This window comes from Solicola agrisoli, from assembly GCF_049059935.1.
In the GTDB taxonomy this organism is placed as follows: Bacteria; Actinomycetota; Actinomycetes; order Propionibacteriales; family Nocardioidaceae; genus JAURVT01.
Genome location: NZ_JBMGQR010000058.1, coordinates 1 through 16,355, shown reverse-complemented (window position 1 = coordinate 16,355; position 16,355 = coordinate 1). Strand labels below are relative to the sequence as shown.

Genomic DNA, 16,355 nt, shown 5'->3' with positions numbered 1-16,355 from the left:
GACGTCACATCATCTGTCAGGGTGTCGCCATGACCGCACTCGTCGCCCCGCCGACGCCGCTCCCGTTGTCCCAGCTCCTCCGCGAGGGCTCACAAGCCCAGCACCGGGAGGCCGAGGGCTCGCCGTTCGCGACGGCGCTCGCCGCCGGGCAGGTCCGACAGGCCGCGTACACGGCGTACCTGCGCCGCCTGCACGTCGTCTACGTCGCGCTCGAGACGGTGGGTGCCGCGTCGGCCGCCGACCCACTTGTCGGCGCCGTCCTCGACCCAGGCCTGGAGCGTCGTGCAGCCCTCGAGGCTGACCTCGACCACTGGGCGGGGCCGCAGTGGCGGGCGACGGACGTGCGCAGCGCCGCGGCACGGACCTACGCCGACCGCATCACCAGTCACGGGCTCCGGTGGGGCGGTGCGTTCGTCGCACACCACTACACGCGCTACCTCGGCGACCTCTCCGGCGGTCGCGTCGTCGGGCGCATGCTGTCCCGCGTCCACGACTTGGAGGGCGGTGCAGGTCTTGCGTTCTACGGCTTTCCCGCCGTCCCCAAGCCGAAGGTCTACAAGGACGGGTACCGCGCCCGCCTCGACGCGATGGCCCTTGACGTCGGCGCCCGCGAGGCCATGCTCGACGAGGTCAAGGTCGCGTTCACCCTGAACCAGGCCCTGTTCGAGGAGGTCGACGCACTCTCCTGATCCCACCCGCGATGCCACGGGACGAATCCCCATGACTCGTCCCGTGTGACCATGGCGGTTTCAAGCGGTCGTCGCAACGACTGGTCTGTTGGGGTTGGAGAGTAGTCGTTCCATTGCTTGGGCTGGGGTGATGTTTCCCAGGGTCTTGCGGGGGAGGCCGTTGAGCTCGGCGGCGACGGCTGCGAGGTGCTCTGCCGAATGCACCGAGAGGTCGGTGCCGTTTGGGGAAGAAGTGGCGCAGCAGGCCGTTGGTGTTCTCGTTGCTGCCGTGCTGCCAGGGCGAGTGGGGGTCGCAGAAGTAGATCGCCATGTCGGTGGCCAACGTGATCGCCTGGTGTTGGGTCAGCTCGGTGCCCTGGTCCCAGGTCAACGAACGCCGCAGGTGCGGGCCGAGCGTGCCGATCAAGGCCACCAGTGCGTCGCGGACCTTGGGTGCGGCGTGCCCGTCGGGCAGATGCACCAGCAGGCAGTAACGGGTCTGGCGCTCGACCAGGGTGCCAATCGCCGAGCGGCAGTCCGACCCCAAGATCAGCTCGCCCTCCCAGTGGCACCGAACAGCACGATCATCGGCTTCTGCTGGTCGCTGGCTGATCGAGACCATGCCAGGGATCTTGGACTTGTTCGCGCCACCGGTGAACCCTCGTGGGCGTCGCCAAGCCCGCCCGGTGCGCAGGTGGCGGTGCAGCTCGGTTCGCAGCTGCCCGCGGCCCTGGACGAACAACGACTGATAGATCGTCTCGTGGCTCACGCGCATCGATCCCTGCTCGCCATGCTCCCTGGCCAGATGCAGGCTGATCTGCTCGGGTCTCCACTTCAAGCAGAGCTTGGCCTGGACCGCCCACGCTAGCTGCGGGTCGTCGAGCTTGAAGGCCTTGGGCCGCCGGGCCCGCAACCCGGCCCGCTTATGCGCCGCATACGGGGCTTACTTCGACCGCCGCGAACGAACCGACCCAGACCCGGGCACCTCCGGGTGGTTCCGAGCCAGCTCGCGACTGATCGTCGACGGCGCCCGACCCAGTCGGCCGGCGATCGCCCGCATCGACTCACCGGCCAGCCGCAGGTCAGCGATGAGCAGCCGTTCCTGAAGCGACAAGAACCTGCCTGACACCTCACGCGGCACCGCCGGCAGCCGCCCACCTGACGCGCGCCGCCACCGATAGCCCTGACGTCGATCCACACCGACAGCATCACAAGCCTGCGAGAACGTCGACCCCAACCTCACCAGCTCCCAGAACCGGGCCTGCTGCTCCAGCCGCGCCTGCCGCCATGTCGAAACCACCACCACAACACCTCCACGATCACGGTGTTGCGACGACCGCCTGAACTCGACGATCTCCCGCGGGACGCTGGCCGCTGTCAGCAATAGCATGGGGGAGTCGCGCCGATAGGGGTTCCCCTGTGGTCACGCTGTGAGTGTTGGGACCGGTTGACCTGATATCGACCAGTAAGGCGAGATCGCTGGTCTGCTGCCGCGTTGTGTCGCGAACCGTTTCGCCCCGGACAAACGACCGCACCCCTAGGCTTTCTGGGGTGCAGTCCAATGACGAGGTGCCCTACCTGGCCCTGCCGCAGACGGTCCGAGCGAACTATTTCCGAGGGTGGCGCGCCCTAGGCGGGCAGCTGACCCTGACGGCCACCAATCTGAAGTTTGCCCCTCATGGATTTGAGAGGTCACTGGGAGGTGACACGACTGTCGAGGTGCCCGTGCGAGAAATCACGGATGTCTCGGTCAAGCGCGGCGGTCCCGTGCCCCGAAAACGACTGTTCATTCAGACCCGCGACGGCGCCATCAGCATCTTCCTGCTGCCTCGGGTGCAGACGTTCGCTCAGACCCTCAGGGGTGCCATAAGCGAGGCAGGTGGGGTGTTTGACGAAACAGTGCCTGTGACGACGGTCAGCACCGAGCCCAGTGGCGTGCCGGGCTTTCTGAAAGGGTGGCTGCTGGCCATAGCAGTCGCCTACGCACTGCTGATCGGGCTGGGGGCAGTGTTCAACCTCCTAGGCGAAGTGTCCATCTGGTCACTGCTGAGCAGTGTGATCGGGGCGCTAGGGGTGAGCTGGTTCCTGTGGGTGGCGTGGATACAGCCGGCCATTCGTGCACGACGTAGCCGAAGGTCGTCCTCGGGTGACTAGTGAACACAAGCCGGGTCAGTGGTCCTGGTACCAGTTCTGGGTGTACGTCGCTGCCTTCGGGACCATCTGGCTCGCACAGCCATTCTTTGGGGAAGGCATGGGTTGGCCTTGGTACGCCTCGTTCCCAGCAGCCGCAGGAGTCTCTGCGGCAGTCGCGTTCATGGTCGCGTGGACCTTGGGGAAGCGCGCTCGACGCACGCCCGAGGTGGATGACCAATGACAGAGCCGGACCATCCGCCGAACAGGCGGAGAGCTTTCTGGAGCTGGTACAACCTGGGCGTGGTATTGCCAGGGTTGTTCCTGACGCTGATTGGCGTACTCGGCGGGTCGATGGCCCTAGCCGCTGTCGGGGCTGTCGCATTCGCTCCTGGCGCCATCGCGACTACATGGTGGTATGTCACTGGCAGGTACCTCTGATGCCATACCCGACTCGCGAACCGGACGACTTCGTGGCTTTCCCCCTTGGTCGACTGCTTCGCATCGGCGCAATGGTGTCGGTGGCGATCATCGTGCTCATGCCTTTGATCGAGGCGCTGGATTGGCCGTACTGGGCGGACTTATTGCTCGCCATGGGGGTTGGGCTGGCGGGTGGCATGGTGCGCAGCCTCGTCCGCCGTCTGCGCGCTCGCCGGTCCACGGCGGGCATCCAACAAACTGCGGATGCAGACCACCGCAACGACCACTCAGAAGGCCAGGAGAGCGACCCTCGGAACTAGTGGTGCGTCATTGATGACCCACGTGAGGATCCCGCTATGGTCACGCTCTGAGTGACAATTGAAGGACGGTTCAGACGCCCGTCTTGCCGCGACCCTTGCGGCCGGCAGAGGCGCCCTTGCCAGCCCACTTCGATGTGGAGCTGAAGGGCTTACGTCCCCAGCGGCCGAGGAAGCCGGGCATCTTGCCGGCGACGTTGCCGCCTGCGTTGGCTGTCTTTTGGGTGGCTCGCTCTGGATGCTTCGAGAGCTTGGGCAGCAGAAAGCCCAAGATGGCGAGGACGATGACTAGGCCGACGATGACGCCGATGACCATGTGGCACTCCGAACGGCGGGTGGGTGATCCCGGACCGTCTGGGCAGACTGTCGGACTCACCCGTAGACAGCAAGTTGTTGTAGACGTCCGTGCTGACCGCGTAGTTCTGTGGGCTGATGAAGACCGGGCATCTGAGCGACGAGCTGGCCCAACTGGTGCGGGACTACTTGCTCCCGTACTCGCGAGGGACCCTTGAGGTTTACGAGCTGTACCTGGGTCGCTACTTGGATTGGTGCTCCGTGGGTGGCTTGGACCCGCTTCAGGTGAGGCGTGCCGACGTCGAGCGGTACATCCAGCACCTGCTGATCGACCTGAACATGTTGGCGTCCAGCACCTGCACAGCGCTCACCCCGGTTCGCGGCTTTTACCGGTTCGCCGCCTACGAGGGGGCAGTGGTGCGAGACCCTGCGGTCTACGCCCGCCGCCCAAGAGTGCCCACGGGTCTGAGCGACACGCTCGGACTCGATCGAGATCAGATGCGTGCGTTCCTGACGGTTGGCTCGGAGATGGGTGGCCGCTACTGCGCTGCCGCGTTCCTGCTCGCCTGCATGGCGTTGCGCGCCAGCGAGGCGTGCTCGATTCAGTGCCAGAACTTCGAGAAGACATTGCGCGGACATCGCGTGCTGGAGTTCGTCGGCAAGGGCGGCGTGCCGGCCAGGATGCCTCTACCTGTTTCGGTGGTCCGCGCCCTCGAGGTTGCCGCTGACGGCCGCACCTCGGGCCCCCTGCTGCTGGTCGGCGACGGTAGCCGAGCCATGAAGCGATCTGGGCTGAACACCATCATCCGAACCATGAGCAAGCGCGCTGGCATCGAGACCAAGGTGACGTCGCATGTACTCCGACACAGCTGCATCACCAACGCGCTCGAGTCCGGGGCCTCACTGCGCAAGGTGCAGGATCTGGCGCGACACGCAGAGCCACGTACGACCATGCGCTACGACCGCAACCGCACGAACCTCGATGACCACGCCGTGCACTCGCTGGTGGCGTTCATTGCGCCCGGCGACAACTTGACCTGAGCGCTGGGAGGAGCGGTCAGACTTGGTCGCCTCAGCCGTCTGCTCACCACCAGAGGATCCCCTGCGGAACGGCAGCCGCTGCCCGGACACCGGCGGGGGGGGGCGGCAGTCAATCAGCTGGTTGACGGCCTGATCGCATTGCTGATTCAGTTCCTCCTCCCGGGCGAGGGTGAACAGCGCGAAGACGAAGATCAGCACAGCGGCAGCCGTCAGGCTCAGCAAAGCCGCCAGCACGGTCGCGACGACGAGCAGGCGGATCGCGACCACAGTCGTGCTCAATGTGCGTGCCGGCTCGGCGGTGCTCGCTTGCAATGTGGGGTCGTCTGCGCCGTTGATGGTGACGTGTGGACTGTCGGCGCCAGAACCCTTGTCTGTGCCTGGCTCGCTCATCTGCCCATCCGGCTGCACCTACCTGCTCATCTGGGCAGGGTGATGGATGCGACGACGGGGTTGTGGTCGCTGCCGGGCTCGGCGGAGTACCGCCCGTTCTTGATGTCGACAATTTGGGTCCAGCGGTGGACTTGTGTGCCTGTCGGGACCCAGATCTGGTCAATGCGCTTGCCCTGTCGCTTCACCGTCCGTCCGGGGCGGAAGGTGTTGAGCTGCGTGTAGGACCGGTTCTTGGCCAGCTTGACGCTGTCTCGCAGCCCCCGTGAGCGGAGCTCGTCGCCGACCAAGGTGCCCCGGGTGGTCTTGGTGGTGTTGAGGTCACCGAGCCACACTGTCGGTGTCGTGTCTCTGACGGGCGTGATGCACTCGCGCACGAAGCGGTCGTAGTGCTGCAGGCTGCGGACGCGCATCTGTTCGAACTTCTTGCCTTGCTTGTGGAACAGGTGCATGCCGACGACTCGCAGCGATCGGCCAGAGGCGCGGTCGGTAAAGTCGGCGATCTTCTGGCTGGGTCGCTTGTACGGGCTGCACGTGTTGACCTTCAGTGACAGCCGGCTGGGCCGGTAGAGGATCTGGGCGCCGTCGTGCCAGTAGTACGGTGCCAGGCCGGGGTGATGGGGGGCCGGTACCACCTTGTACCCGGCTTTGCGTGCAAGCCACAGCGCGGGAAACCGGTCGAGCGGTGGGGTCGCGGTGCCGCCGTCAGGGCGAACCCGGGGCCTGATCATGGTGGCCTCTTGAAGGACCACGATGTCGGCGTTGGTGCGGCGCATCAACTTCAGGACTCGTGCCCGGCGGGGCTTCCAGGCGGGGCCACCGCGCTCGGACGTGCGAACGTTGAAGGTGGCGAACGTGAGCGGCTTAACGGGCCCAACGTTCGTCGTCGCGGCATGTGCGGCGTCGATCTCGAAGACCATGGGCAGGCCACCTGACCCGAGCATCACCGCCAACACGATGACACTGGCTCTGCGCCGCCACGATCGCCCGAGAGTATGCACGGACCCAACGGTAGAGACGTGCAGCCATTCTGACGGGCGAACCTAGTAGTTCGAGAAGACTCACGCCCACCGCGCCACAAGCGGTTCCTCATCAGGACGGTGACGGCCGCCTGAGCCGACCTCATCCCACACTCGTGGCGGCTCCGCCCGGCCCGCGGCTCTTGCCGGCAGCCGCGACGCTAGCGCAGCGCCCACCGCCGCACCCCTAATCCAGGCGGGGTCCATCCGACGGAACGGTTTGGCACCCGGCGTCACACTGCCCCCATGAGTGACCTCCAGGACCTGTGCCCGTTCTGCGGTCAGGGGCTTAATGGCACCGAGGTCAACCGCGACCACATCTTCGTCGAGGCCTTCGGCGGTCGCGCACTGATCAAAACGCACACGGCGTGCAACTCCCGCTCAGGCCACCAGATTGAAGGCAAGCTGTTTAAGCCCGGCGAGCAACTCAACCGGACCCTCCTGAGGGGACACCTGACTGACGACCCGTCGGTGACGGCCGAACTGGACCTGCGGACTGGTCGGCCCAAGCTGCAACCGGTATCGACCGCCGACGACCCCGGCACTGGGACCCGTACGTATACGCTCCGCGGCGATCGCGAGGAGGTACGCAAGCGGCTGATGCAGCAGATGGGTGCCAAGGTTGGACTGACCTCCGAGCAAATTGATCAGCTCGTGGATGGCGCTGAGGCCGCCACCGAACCCATAGAGGTAACGGCCAACCTGCTGTTCGACCTGACCCTGAGTCGTCGGCTGGTTGCCAAGGTGGCCCTCGGCGCGCTCGCGCGAATCGATCCGGGGACAATCGACTCCCCGTTCGCCCAAGGGCTTCGCGAGGTCATGTGGGAACAGCAAGCACCCGAGCTGTGCTCCGTAGAGCTCATCGCCGCGCTGGAGTCGTCGGTCGCGGAAATCTGTCCTGTGCTTGTGCCCTTGGCACCGCAGACCGGCCTTGACGGCCAGGATTCGGCACCGTCGCGGGTCGTGTTTGTTCCGGTGGTCGGGTCGACCTACGTGTTCGTCTTCCTCGGCACGATGCTCCTGTCCTTCAACGGCATCGCTATCCGTCACCGCCTTCCGGTGGGGTTAGGACTCCCAGTCGCGTTTGTGGACGACAAGGGCGGAGCCCAGACACGAGACCTCGCGCTCGAGGTCTTGTCCGCAATGCGGGCAAACGGCGCCGGGGCATGACTGGGCTATGACCGCCGCCTCAATAATCTCTGGCCACGGCGTCGACCTCGCGGCCCAAAGGGCCCAGTGCTGCTCGTAGGGCGTTCCCGGTAGGGGTAACGCGCCACTCAAAACCTTGAGCTCGTCAGGGCGCCTCTGGCGATCCCGGCCAAGGTTCGTGATCGCGAGCGCTTGCCCTCCCAGCGCACGTGAACTGCCAGCCGCCTCTGCCAGGATTGGTCCATGAACAGTGACCTTCTCGGCGCGGCATCGGACCTTGCGGCGGTCACCGCGGCGTCGGTCGCCTTGCTGGTACTCGTCCGAAACAGGCGTCTGGACTCCCAACGCCAGATCTCTCAGGTGTCCGCTTGGGTGGACACCTCCGAACAGTTTGTAATCGCGCTGCAAGGTCTGCCCGAGGAGGAGGTCGGGTTACGAACCAGAGTTCGGCAGAGAGTCGCTCGTGCTCAGAACTTTGGCGCCAGGGCGTTGTTCGCTCGTTCAAAGGCCTCGTCTTTCATCGATGAACTGGTGGCCGCGTATCCGCCCGAGAACGGTAGGGGTGTGCAAATGGTGCGAGTAGTGGTTGTGAACGCGAGCGACGCTGCCCTCTACGACGTCGGCGTCGCGCTGTACTCCGAGTCCAGTGACGGTGACCGGTGGACCGATTCGATATCAGCGCCAATCCTTCGCCCGGGCGAAGAGATCAGCCGTCACTTGCCCATCAAGGTCGAGTTGGACGGCGAAGGTATGCCGATCGAGACCGAGAGTCGCCCGGTCGAGATCCGAGCGAGCGACAACAACGGTCGACGGTGGGAACGGCGCGCGAACGGTCGCCTACGCCAGGTACGGCGTCCACGGGACGGGACCCGCCGGTTCCCGCTCGACCTCACCAAAGCCGAGTTGTCCGTGGTGGCGCCATTGACGGCTGGACAGGAAAGTCGGGTCTATCGCTCAGATCGATAGCTCACCACGCGGGTGTGGCGGACTTCGTGGCGAGGGGCATCTGTCCGCATCGAGTGGCGGGTTTGTGGACCGGAGCAGTTGAGGCGTCCGTCTCTCGAGCAGTTTCTGACCGACAACCGGAGTGCATCGCTCAAAAGCGTAGAGACCTTGAAGACCGATCCCCTAAAGGACGCCGGCGTCTGTGGCCGACTAGCGGGGGAGTGGCGCCGGTAGGCGTTCCCCAGCGGTCACGCGCGCTGTCGTCTGAGTCCTGCACATCGGTCGCTGGCCAAGGTTCTGCACGAGACACTATGAACTCTTATCCGGGAGGATTTGTGAGCACAGCTGAGATCGTCTTTTTCATCTTCTGCGGCGTTGCTGCCGTGTTCATCGTGCCGTTCTCGTTGCGGGCTTTCCGCAACCAGGCTCCGAACGACGGGTCGGATGACGACCACGGGGCACGGTTGTGACCTTTAACGTCGGGGCGCTGCCAGTCGCAGTTCTGGCCATCGTGACAGACATCCCGCTTTTGATCTTTCGTGAGCGCATCACTCGATGGGCCGACAAGTCCACCGGTCGAACGCGCAGCGACGCCAAGGTCACCAGCTACTCGCGCGGTGCGTGGCTCGGTGCGTTCGTCTTCTTCGCCGGCGCCGCATGGGTGCTCTTGTGGGACGGCTTCGCCTAGCGCCCCCAACACTCCTCGCTCGCTTCTTACTGGCCAATAGGGAGAGCGCGGACCGCGACTCGCTTGAGTGCGGAGTGAAGGCCATGGACGCCGACGATGCCAAAAGCTCCTTCTGCTCATTCGAGGGCGCGAACGGGAGGCAGGACTCATAATCGTGGCCATGGGCTCGGGGACCAGGTTGGGGAGCTGGCGGCGTGTCGCGCCGGTCGTCGCTCTGGCGGTTGGACTGGTGCTTCCGCTGATCCCGGCCTACGCGGATGCGTCGGTTGGCTTGAGAACAACGGCCGCAACGGCGCCTCAGTCCTTGACCGTCGCGACGTTCAACGTGGAGAAGGCCAAGACCGCAGGGGGCCGCCGGTCGTGGAAGCCGCGGCGCAAGACGGTTCTGGATCTGCTGCGACGCACGAAAGCCGACGTGGTCGTGCTGCAGGAAGCCAACGCGTCGAACTACCGCATTCGCAACGGGACGCCAGTGCTCACGCCTTCCAAGTTCCCCGCCGGCTGGCTCGCCGCAAAAGCCGGGTATCGGGTGGTCCCGCACGGACGATCGGACGGTGTCCGCCATCCGGAGGTCAGCGGTCCCCACATCTTGTACAACCCGAACCGACTCAGCGTCGACATGTCAGGTCGAGGTCCGGCGTACTCGGCGTCGGTCCGTGATGCGGTAATGACCGACCGCAAGTCAGGCCGCCGTTTCCGATTGGTGGGGGTCCACCTCGCGAACGCGAGCCGAGATCGCACAGGTGAGGAACATCGACTCCGAAACTTGAAGCTCCTCGACGACGACTCCGCCAAGCGTGATGAGGTGACTCAAAGACTCCCCGCCATTTACCTGGGTGACTTTAACACCTTCCGTGCGGTAGATCCGCCATTGGTCACGCGCGAGCTTCGTCACCGTGGCCTCGTGGACTCGGTCACGGTCGCGAAAAAGCGTTTGAATCACCGCATCAACACTTACAACGGGCTGCGTCGCGACGTCGCGAAATCGGGCCGGCGGATCGACCAGATCTGGGTGCCGCGCGGAACGGCAGTGCACCGATGGCACCAGCTAGTCAACGTAACGAAGGGCCGCTACGTCGGCACCTTTGCGTCCGACCACAACCCCGTCCTCGCCACCATCCGGCTACCCCGATAGTCGTTCCCGCTACGGACGGGGCCTGCGTCGAGTGCCGTTGGGATGATGCGTCGCTTGAGATCATCGGGCACAGATCGCCGCGGGTTTCGTGATGGTCGAGCACAATGTAGGGGAGACCTACGGGGGCAGCGTGAAGGTATTCGACGGGAACATTTATGTGGACTACAGCTTCGTCGAGGTGTGTGGCACGGCCCAGTGGCGGACATCGGGGTCGCAATCGCGAACACACAGAGCGGGTTGTTGGGTTGGGCGCACGAGTCGTCCGCGTTCGTCTTCACGGCGTCAGGATCGGGTCTAATCCCCTTCGAGGTGCACTACATCGACCGCGAGCCGTCGAGCTCGTTGCAATGGGAGGTGGACGCGCGGGTCTCGTTGCTCTTCCCCGACGGACGATTTGGTCTCAGCTCGTTCGATCATCTTGTTGAGTTCGCGATCCCGTTCGCTGGCCTGCACGGTGTGAGGTGTTCAGCCCGGGGGGTCAGCGTGGCTCGCGAGATCGGCAGTCGTTGGGATGACGAACCCGAGACTGACCGATACCGTCTGGACGTCTGGCCTGTGAGCGGCTCGAGCGAGGTCGGCGGTGGGCCGGAGTTGGTGGCTCAGACCTAGCCGACGACAGTTTCGAGGGCGCCCGCCTCGTGTGCACGGCCAGGGGATTGCCCACGGGTCGAACACCTTGATTCGGCGTCCGGCAAGGGAACTGCGCCAATCGAGGTTCCCGCTATGGAGACGCTCCGTCTGAGGTTCCCGCTGAGGGCACGCTCCGCGTGAGGCCTCGGCTGGGACAACGGTTATCAGCTTGGCCGAGTTGATTGCTCGGTCCAGTGCTACTCGGCCGATTGACCCCGACTCTGGTGCCGGTGCGGCGCCTGAACCGGTCTCATGGCCCGAGCACATCTGGTTCGATAGGCACTGGTCATCCCGTCGAGCTGTAAGCCGTACGGCCAGCGCTTGGCGGATTTGAACGAACGGGGATCTGTGTGGACTGTCTGAGGCCGGATGAACTGCAGGACCCAGCGCGGGCACTCGGTAGTAACTACTTGAGCGGGGAGGTTGAGCGCTACCGGGGGACGTGGACAGAGGAAGAGACCGTGTCGGGCTCTTGTCAGGGGGCTGCGTCTGAATCTGAGCGCGACGCATGACGACCCCCGGCGATCCTGTTGATGGGGCCGGCGCCCAGTCCGACACAGGTGACGTGTTGCGGCTGCCCCAGGACGTCGCACTCGGATCCAAGAATGTTCCAGTTGAGCTGTCCGACTTCGATGAGCCGCTGAGCTTTTACATCGCGCAGCATGACTGGGCTCTTAGTGTTCAAGATTTTGGTGTTCGGACCCAAGCGTGCTGGGGAATGATTGCTCATGGCAAAGCCTCGTTGCCTTGGATCGAGGCGCAGCTCACGGGCGGTTCGGACGCGGACGTCTTCGACGACGCCGTGGGGGTGCTCTCTTGGGTGGGGATGCCCCAAGGTTGGAAGTCCCCTCTCACGGCCATCGCCAACGCCCTCCCCGACGGGGAAAAGCGCGACACTCTGTTCGAGCTCCTCGGGCACGACGACAGCACCGAAGCCGCTCCTGCCGACGCTCAGCTCTTTGGCGGTCGACTACTCCCGATGACCGAACCCATCTGGTTCGTCCGCTTACCTTTTGGAACGGCCGCCGCTGAGATGACCGACTGGCTCCATGGTCTTGGCAAGGCGACGGAGCGGTTTCGGGCACCGCTTCCGCAGGCGCTGCAGCGCCTCGACCCGGCAGTCAACCCGCCGCGGTCACGCACTTTGCTAGTGGGCACCACGGGGCCGTGGACAGCGCTCTTCAGCGCCGGCGCCGACGTTTACAACACCGATGTGGTGGGCCGCCGAGCCAATGCCCTGTCACTGAAGACTCACTTCACGCCTCACATCGTGAGGGACCGCCGCATCATCAATTACGGCTCTCGTGCGTTCTGGCTTCACTTTCCGGGGGAGTTTGGTGAGCGTTACCGGACCATCCAGGCGAGCTATCAGAGCCGGTGGGACTGGGATCTCGGCGGGGAGCCGCAGCCGTTCGAAGACACATCCAGGTACACGGCCCGCAAGATCACCGACCGATTCGACCTCGACCTGCTGAACCAGTACTGCGCCGCGCTCGGCATTAGGCGAGCTGACCCAGAGTTCTACACAGAGGAATGCATGCTCGCCGACTAGCGTCAGCCCCGAACGCCCGGTTGGCGATCCTGTGCGGGTCGAAGACAGTGCGTCGGTGGTGAGTAGTGGCGGAGAGTTCCCTAGATGGACTGGAGTTGGAACGGTCAGGCGCGGCGGCCCGCCGAGGGGCTCGTCATGTGACCTCGAACTGCCGCCGGTCTGGCCCTTCGGTGCGCGGGGAGTCGGTTTCCCAAGGCGTGCGGATTTGCCTGCCCTGGGTGTCTGCCTTCAGCACAATGGCTGCATGACCATCAGTGGCACCACCCGACGGGGTAATGAGCGAACGTTGCAGGCGCGCCTGGGCGCGGTGCTGTTGGCGGTCGTTGGAGCGATCGCTCTGTCGCTCTGTGCCCTGCTGTTCTATACCGCGCCCGGGGACTTGCTGGGCCTGGCGGCGGGCATCCTGGCGGTGGCGGCGCTTGCAGCGGCGGCTGCCCGCGACCACGGCGCTGGGACTGTCAGCGGGGCAGCAGTCGTTGCCCGTGTGTTGTCCGCGCTCGCGACGGCGTACGGCTGTTCCGTCGCGGTGTCGCTCATTGCTGGAGGGGGAGTCCTTGCTGCTTCGACCGCGGCGGGGGTGGTTCTGAGCGGGTGGATCCTCTACTGGTTGAACAGTGGCTTCAAAACTGCAGATGCGGCTCGCCCCGCCTGATTGGCTGCCAGCTGCTTTGCGGGGAGACGCGGCCTCGTCTCCGCCAGGAGAGGTAACTCCGTCCACCGCTTAGAAGGCTGCTCAGCTGTTCCGCGTGGCGATCCCTCGGCGGGCGAGCGCGAGCGGCTCCCTCCCCGCGGCATGGTCACCGGTGCGACGCGCTCGGCAGCGGTGGCGCGATTTGATACTCGATGGTCAGGTCCCTCGGCCCGTCGCAGCTTCGTGGGCGCTTGCTATGTCGGACCACAACTCGGCGAGCACCTCAGTCCGTTCGGTGAGGGCATCGAGGTCAGCAGGCTCGCCCGTGGCGAAGAACTCGCGGTGAGCCTGGGTGTTCCAAGCATCAGCGCGGCGGGCGACCGCCTGCGCGAGCGCAGTGAGATCTTCACGCGAGCCATTTCCGCGTATTGCGTCGAGGTAGGCGGCTTCGGCGGACTCATAGCCGTCGTCGCACTGCCCGAGATTGTCGGCCATTCTCGACACCCTGACCGCAGGTGGGTACCGGGTCAATGCACTTCTCCGAGTACGACGTCTTACTGCTCCAGCCACCGATAGATCAACCCAGATGAGGATCCCGCTATGGTCACGCTCCGCGTGACGATCCCCTACGGGACGCCGGCGTCTGTGAGCGTCTAGCGGGGGAGTGGCGCCGTTAGACATTGATGATCGGCCATTGCCGTCGTACTAAGTCAGTGCAGACCTCGCGGCTTACAGGTTCATTCGTTCGATGCGGGTTTCCACTCCTTGTCGTGGTTCGCCTGGGGTTCCCCGCCAGTCGAGACGGCGGCAGCCTTCGGGCTGCTAGTTCGCTGACGTCGTCGAAGCGTAGGCCTGACCGCAAATCGGGGGACGCAGGCTGCAGCGGTGGTGGATCGTGGGGACATGGCAAGTGATGACGGAACTGATGGTGCAGGCGATCACGACCCGGTGATCTCCGAGCTGCTGGCTGCGCTGGAGCACGACTCGTTCGTCAACCAGTACTGCGGAATGGTGGACCCCAGGGATGGTGGCCAGGTTGTTGTCGGGTGGAGAGGGGATGTGCCGCCCTCTCTACGCGTATTCCTGAGCGAGCGGGGGTTGGCCGAGCGGGTGGGCCTTGCCGACGGCAAGCACCTTTGCCGTGACATGTTCGGAGCCGGCGTCAACACCATCAACCGAATGGCACGCGCTCGCATCAACGTCGTTGGGTTCGACTTCGAACAGAACCTCGATGGCATTGTCGTCGAGTACTACAGCCATGGGCCGCAGGAGGACGCCCGAGCACGCAACATCGCCGCAGCGGTGGCAGCTCGACGCGGTGTGCCCGTGCGGGCAATTCCTACCAGTGAACTCGAAGGCAGGGGCGCAGGGACTCAGTGAGTGCGACGCTTTTCGTCGCGCGGGGGTCCCGAGACGTTCGTGTCTCAGCTATCCGTCACTGATACCCGCGGCCGTGTTCGGGTCCCTCGAGAAGCATTTGTCGTTCCGCGGAGGATCTAGTCCGGGACGGACCGTCGCGAGGCTCAAGTAGAAGTTCGCGTTTCGCTAGGCTCTGTCGGATCGTTGGTCGTACCGATCAACCATCCTCGGGTTGTGAACGGCGAGGTTGTATCCCCACCCGAGGCCGCCGACCGCGGCTACTAATGGCACCAGAGCACTCGTCCAGGAGCCGTTCACCAAGGCGAAGATTGTCGCGCCCACGGTCGCGGCGAGAAAGACCGCCACCAAGGCACGGATAGTGGCTCGATGGTCGGCCATCCAGCGGCCCCACACGGTTGGCTCGAGAGGGTCGTAGTCACTCGTCACCAGAAGCGTACTGAGCGACGGTTGCGTCCCTCAGTGTCGCCGCTAGTCGACCCCCTGCGAGACGTCGGCCGCCGTCCCCGACCAGCAGGGGAGTGGCCCCGGTCGGGGTTCCCCTCACGGTCACGCTACGTGCCGGGGAGAAGCTTCGGTGCCCGCTATCGCTGGTAGATCACTGGCGCCACCACCCGGCTGTGCCTCGGGGGTCGTCGACGGCGGCTTGGGCGATGTCGGTCAGCTTCTGCCCGCGTCCTCGTGCTCGGGTGCGCATCATGATGAAAGCTTTCTCGACGGTGACGCCGGCGATCATGGCGACTGCGCCTTTGGCCTGCTCGATGATGATGCGGCTGTTCAGGGCGCCTTGAAGCTGTTCGGTGAGGGCTTCGGCCCGGGCGAGTGCTCGGTCCTGGAGGATGCTGATGGTGGCAACGTCGGCGAGTGCCTGGACAGTGGCGGCCTCGTCGGACGTGAACGCCGACGCCGATCCGCTGAAGAGCCCCATGGCGCCGACCGCGTCGTCGCGCAACCTCAGGGGGAACGCGTGGACGGACTTGTAGCCGCCGTCGGCGGCCCGTTCGGCGAACCACGGCCACTCGGACCGGGATGCGGTCAGATCGGTGTTGATGACCAGTGCCTTGGAGGCGTAGGCGTCGAAGCATGGTCCTTGGTCGAGGCTGAGCTGGAGGATCTCCAGCGCGTGTCCGTCGTGGTTGGACGACGCGACGTACTGCAGCTGGCCACGGTGGTCGGCCAGCATGATGCCGGCGGCGGCGCCGCTGACGCGGGCGGCGGTCTCGGTCACCGCGTGGAGGAACTCCACGACGTCGAAGTCCTTGACCAGGGTGTCGGCGGCCTGAACGAAGATCCTGCCCAGCTCGGTGGTGTCGATCACGGGATTCTCCTGGCGCCGTGGTGGGAGCCGGTGGGTTCAGAAGGAGGCAAGGCGCACCGTGCCGTCGGTGATGCTCCTGGCCAAGGTGGCGAGGTCGAGGTCGCGTATGAAGGCATGGGCGCGCATGCGCACCAGCGCGTCGGTCGCGGTGGTGTCGAGGTCGACCATGACCATGCCCTGGGCCTGGTAGACCTCGGCTCATAGGTCGACGACGCGGCCGATGGCAGCGTCGCGGGTGACGTCGGCTCGGCCGCCCTCGACGTCGAGGACGATCTCGGTGGCCACCTCGGCGAACATCAGCGCGGCACGGGTGCGGTCCGGTGTCATCGCCTGCACGGTCGCCAACGACATCAGCAGGACACCAAGACGGGCCGCGCCGACGCCCAGGGGAAAGGTCCACATCGCCGCGCAGCCCAGTCGCACCGCGCCGGCGGCGAACTCGGTCCAGTGCCGGCGTTCCTCGGACGTCAGATCACTGGCCAGCACGGGTCGGTGGTGGTGGAACGCGTCGAACGAGGGGCCCTCCCCGCAGGCGACCTCGAGGTCGGCCAGCGCCAGGCCCAGGTCGCTGGTGCTGCGGGCGACCACCGTGGGGCCCAGATCGGTCATCATGCTGATCGTCGTCGAGGCCAGCTCGAGCTCGGCGACGGCGGC

The 16,355-nt window shown here is 65.2% G+C and carries 18 protein-coding genes and 1 pseudogene; 12 read left to right on the top strand and 7 right to left on the bottom strand.

Going from position 1 to position 16,355, the window contains the following annotated elements:
- Nucleotides 1–29: 29 nt before the first annotated feature.
- Nucleotides 30–689: a biliverdin-producing heme oxygenase gene (locus tag ACI6PP_RS17250; RefSeq protein ID WP_421112853.1), complete on the top strand. Its 660-nt coding sequence runs from the start codon at nucleotides 30–32 to the stop codon at nucleotides 687–689.
- 60 nt (nucleotides 690–749) lie between these two features.
- On the opposite strand, the pseudogene ACI6PP_RS17245 reads toward ACI6PP_RS17250, so the two are convergent.
- Nucleotides 750–2,058, bottom strand: a pseudogene (locus tag ACI6PP_RS17245) (IS30 family transposase).
- A 161-nt stretch (nucleotides 2,059–2,219) separates the two neighbouring features.
- Between ACI6PP_RS17245 and ACI6PP_RS17240 the strand changes: the two are divergent.
- Entirely contained in the window at nucleotides 2,220–2,822 is a 603-nt protein-coding gene (locus ACI6PP_RS17240) for a hypothetical protein (RefSeq protein WP_421112852.1), read from the top strand.
- 416 nt (nucleotides 2,823–3,238) lie between these two features.
- Nucleotides 3,239–3,538 (top strand): hypothetical protein, encoded by a 300-nt coding sequence (locus tag ACI6PP_RS17235; protein ID WP_421112851.1) that lies wholly within the window; start codon nucleotides 3,239–3,241, stop codon nucleotides 3,536–3,538.
- Between the two features lie 70 nt (nucleotides 3,539–3,608).
- On the opposite strand, the gene ACI6PP_RS17230 is transcribed toward ACI6PP_RS17235, so the two are convergent.
- A complete protein-coding gene (locus ACI6PP_RS17230) occupies nucleotides 3,609–3,851 on the bottom strand; it encodes a DUF6411 family protein (protein WP_421112850.1) in 243 nt (80 codons plus the stop codon).
- A 116-nt stretch (nucleotides 3,852–3,967) separates the two neighbouring features.
- Between ACI6PP_RS17230 and ACI6PP_RS17225 the strand changes: the two genes are divergently transcribed.
- Nucleotides 3,968–4,870: a tyrosine-type recombinase/integrase gene (locus tag ACI6PP_RS17225; RefSeq protein WP_421112849.1), complete on the top strand. Its 903-nt coding sequence runs from the start codon at nucleotides 3,968–3,970 to the stop codon at nucleotides 4,868–4,870.
- Nucleotides 4,871–5,286: 416 nt separating this feature from the next.
- Here ACI6PP_RS17225 and ACI6PP_RS17220 read toward each other — a convergent pair whose 3' ends face one another.
- Complete coding sequence (locus ACI6PP_RS17220) at nucleotides 5,287–6,177, bottom strand: endonuclease/exonuclease/phosphatase family protein (RefSeq protein WP_421112848.1); 891 nt, start codon at nucleotides 6,175–6,177, stop codon at nucleotides 5,287–5,289.
- A 345-nt stretch (nucleotides 6,178–6,522) separates the two neighbouring features.
- Between ACI6PP_RS17220 and ACI6PP_RS17215 the strand changes: the two genes are divergently transcribed.
- From ACI6PP_RS17215 to ACI6PP_RS17185, 7 genes are all read left to right on the top strand, one after another.
- A complete protein-coding gene (locus ACI6PP_RS17215; protein ID WP_421112847.1) occupies nucleotides 6,523–7,446 on the top strand; it encodes an HNH endonuclease in 924 nt (307 codons plus the stop codon).
- Between the two features lie 222 nt (nucleotides 7,447–7,668).
- Entirely contained in the window at nucleotides 7,669–8,391 is a 723-nt protein-coding gene (locus ACI6PP_RS17210) for a hypothetical protein (RefSeq protein WP_421112846.1), read from the top strand.
- 314 nt (nucleotides 8,392–8,705) lie between these two features.
- On the top strand, nucleotides 8,706–8,840 hold the full coding sequence (locus ACI6PP_RS17205; protein WP_421112845.1) for a hypothetical protein: 135 nt from the start codon (nucleotides 8,706–8,708) through the stop codon (nucleotides 8,838–8,840).
- Nucleotides 8,837–9,058 carry a hypothetical protein gene (locus ACI6PP_RS17200; protein ID WP_421112844.1) on the top strand — a complete coding sequence of 74 codons (222 nt, stop codon included), beginning with the start codon at nucleotides 8,837–8,839 and terminating at the stop codon, nucleotides 9,056–9,058. The genes ACI6PP_RS17205 and ACI6PP_RS17200 overlap by 4 nt, the downstream gene beginning before the upstream one ends.
- Before the next feature lie 229 nt (nucleotides 9,059–9,287).
- On the top strand, nucleotides 9,288–10,193 hold the full coding sequence (locus tag ACI6PP_RS17195) for an endonuclease/exonuclease/phosphatase family protein (RefSeq protein ID WP_421112843.1): 906 nt from the start codon (nucleotides 9,288–9,290) through the stop codon (nucleotides 10,191–10,193).
- Between the two features lie 1,138 nt (nucleotides 10,194–11,331).
- Entirely contained in the window at nucleotides 11,332–12,375 is a 1,044-nt protein-coding gene (locus ACI6PP_RS17190; RefSeq protein ID WP_421112842.1) for a hypothetical protein, read from the top strand.
- Between the two features lie 244 nt (nucleotides 12,376–12,619).
- The gene (locus ACI6PP_RS17185) at nucleotides 12,620–13,027 is read left to right on the top strand and encodes a hypothetical protein (RefSeq protein WP_421112841.1); all 408 of its coding nucleotides are present in this window, start codon (nucleotides 12,620–12,622) and stop codon (nucleotides 13,025–13,027) included.
- Between the two features lie 195 nt (nucleotides 13,028–13,222).
- On the opposite strand, the gene ACI6PP_RS17180 is transcribed toward ACI6PP_RS17185, so the two are convergent.
- On the bottom strand, nucleotides 13,223–13,501 hold the full coding sequence (locus tag ACI6PP_RS17180) for a hypothetical protein (protein ID WP_421112840.1): 279 nt from the start codon (nucleotides 13,499–13,501) through the stop codon (nucleotides 13,223–13,225).
- Between the two features lie 408 nt (nucleotides 13,502–13,909).
- On the opposite strand from ACI6PP_RS17180, the gene ACI6PP_RS17175 reads away from it, so the two are divergent.
- On the top strand, nucleotides 13,910–14,386 hold the full coding sequence (locus ACI6PP_RS17175) for a hypothetical protein (protein ID WP_421112839.1): 477 nt from the start codon (nucleotides 13,910–13,912) through the stop codon (nucleotides 14,384–14,386).
- A gap of 595 nt (nucleotides 14,387–14,981) precedes the next feature.
- Here the strand turns inward: ACI6PP_RS17175 and ACI6PP_RS17170 are convergent.
- From ACI6PP_RS17170 to ACI6PP_RS17160, 3 genes are all read right to left on the bottom strand, one after another.
- Nucleotides 14,982–15,701: a GAF domain-containing protein gene (locus tag ACI6PP_RS17170; protein ID WP_421112838.1), complete on the bottom strand. Its 720-nt coding sequence runs from the start codon at nucleotides 15,699–15,701 to the stop codon at nucleotides 14,982–14,984.
- 36 nt (nucleotides 15,702–15,737) lie between these two features.
- Nucleotides 15,738–15,869 (bottom strand): hypothetical protein, encoded by a 132-nt coding sequence (locus tag ACI6PP_RS17165; protein ID WP_421112837.1) that lies wholly within the window; start codon nucleotides 15,867–15,869, stop codon nucleotides 15,738–15,740.
- Nucleotides 15,870–15,899: 30 nt separating this feature from the next.
- Nucleotides 15,900–16,355 (bottom strand): hypothetical protein (locus ACI6PP_RS17160; RefSeq protein ID WP_421112836.1); only part of this gene is annotated, 456 nt, incomplete at its 5' end.

Coding starts and splice junctions, on each gene's coding strand:
- ACI6PP_RS17250 (WP_421112853.1), top strand. CDS start 30: ATGACCGCACTCGTCGCCCCGCCGACGCCGCTCCCGTTGTCCCAGCTC.
- ACI6PP_RS17235 (WP_421112851.1), top strand. CDS start 3,239: ATGCCATACCCGACTCGCGAACCGGACGACTTCGTGGCTTTCCCCCTT.
- ACI6PP_RS17230 (WP_421112850.1), bottom strand. CDS start 3,851: ATGGTCATCGGCGTCATCGTCGGCCTAGTCATCGTCCTCGCCATCTTG.
- ACI6PP_RS17225 (WP_421112849.1), top strand. CDS start 3,968: ATGAAGACCGGGCATCTGAGCGACGAGCTGGCCCAACTGGTGCGGGAC.
- ACI6PP_RS17220 (WP_421112848.1), bottom strand. CDS start 6,177: ATGGTCTTCGAGATCGACGCCGCACATGCCGCGACGACGAACGTTGGG.
- ACI6PP_RS17215 (WP_421112847.1), top strand. CDS start 6,523: ATGAGTGACCTCCAGGACCTGTGCCCGTTCTGCGGTCAGGGGCTTAAT.
- ACI6PP_RS17210 (WP_421112846.1), top strand. CDS start 7,669: ATGAACAGTGACCTTCTCGGCGCGGCATCGGACCTTGCGGCGGTCACC.
- ACI6PP_RS17190 (WP_421112842.1), top strand. CDS start 11,332: ATGACGACCCCCGGCGATCCTGTTGATGGGGCCGGCGCCCAGTCCGAC.
- ACI6PP_RS17185 (WP_421112841.1), top strand. CDS start 12,620: ATGACCATCAGTGGCACCACCCGACGGGGTAATGAGCGAACGTTGCAG.
- ACI6PP_RS17180 (WP_421112840.1), bottom strand. CDS start 13,501: ATGGCCGACAATCTCGGGCAGTGCGACGACGGCTATGAGTCCGCCGAA.
- ACI6PP_RS17175 (WP_421112839.1), top strand. CDS start 13,910: ATGGCAAGTGATGACGGAACTGATGGTGCAGGCGATCACGACCCGGTG.
- ACI6PP_RS17165 (WP_421112837.1), bottom strand. CDS start 15,869: ATGGTCGACCTCGACACCACCGCGACCGACGCGCTGGTGCGCATGCGC.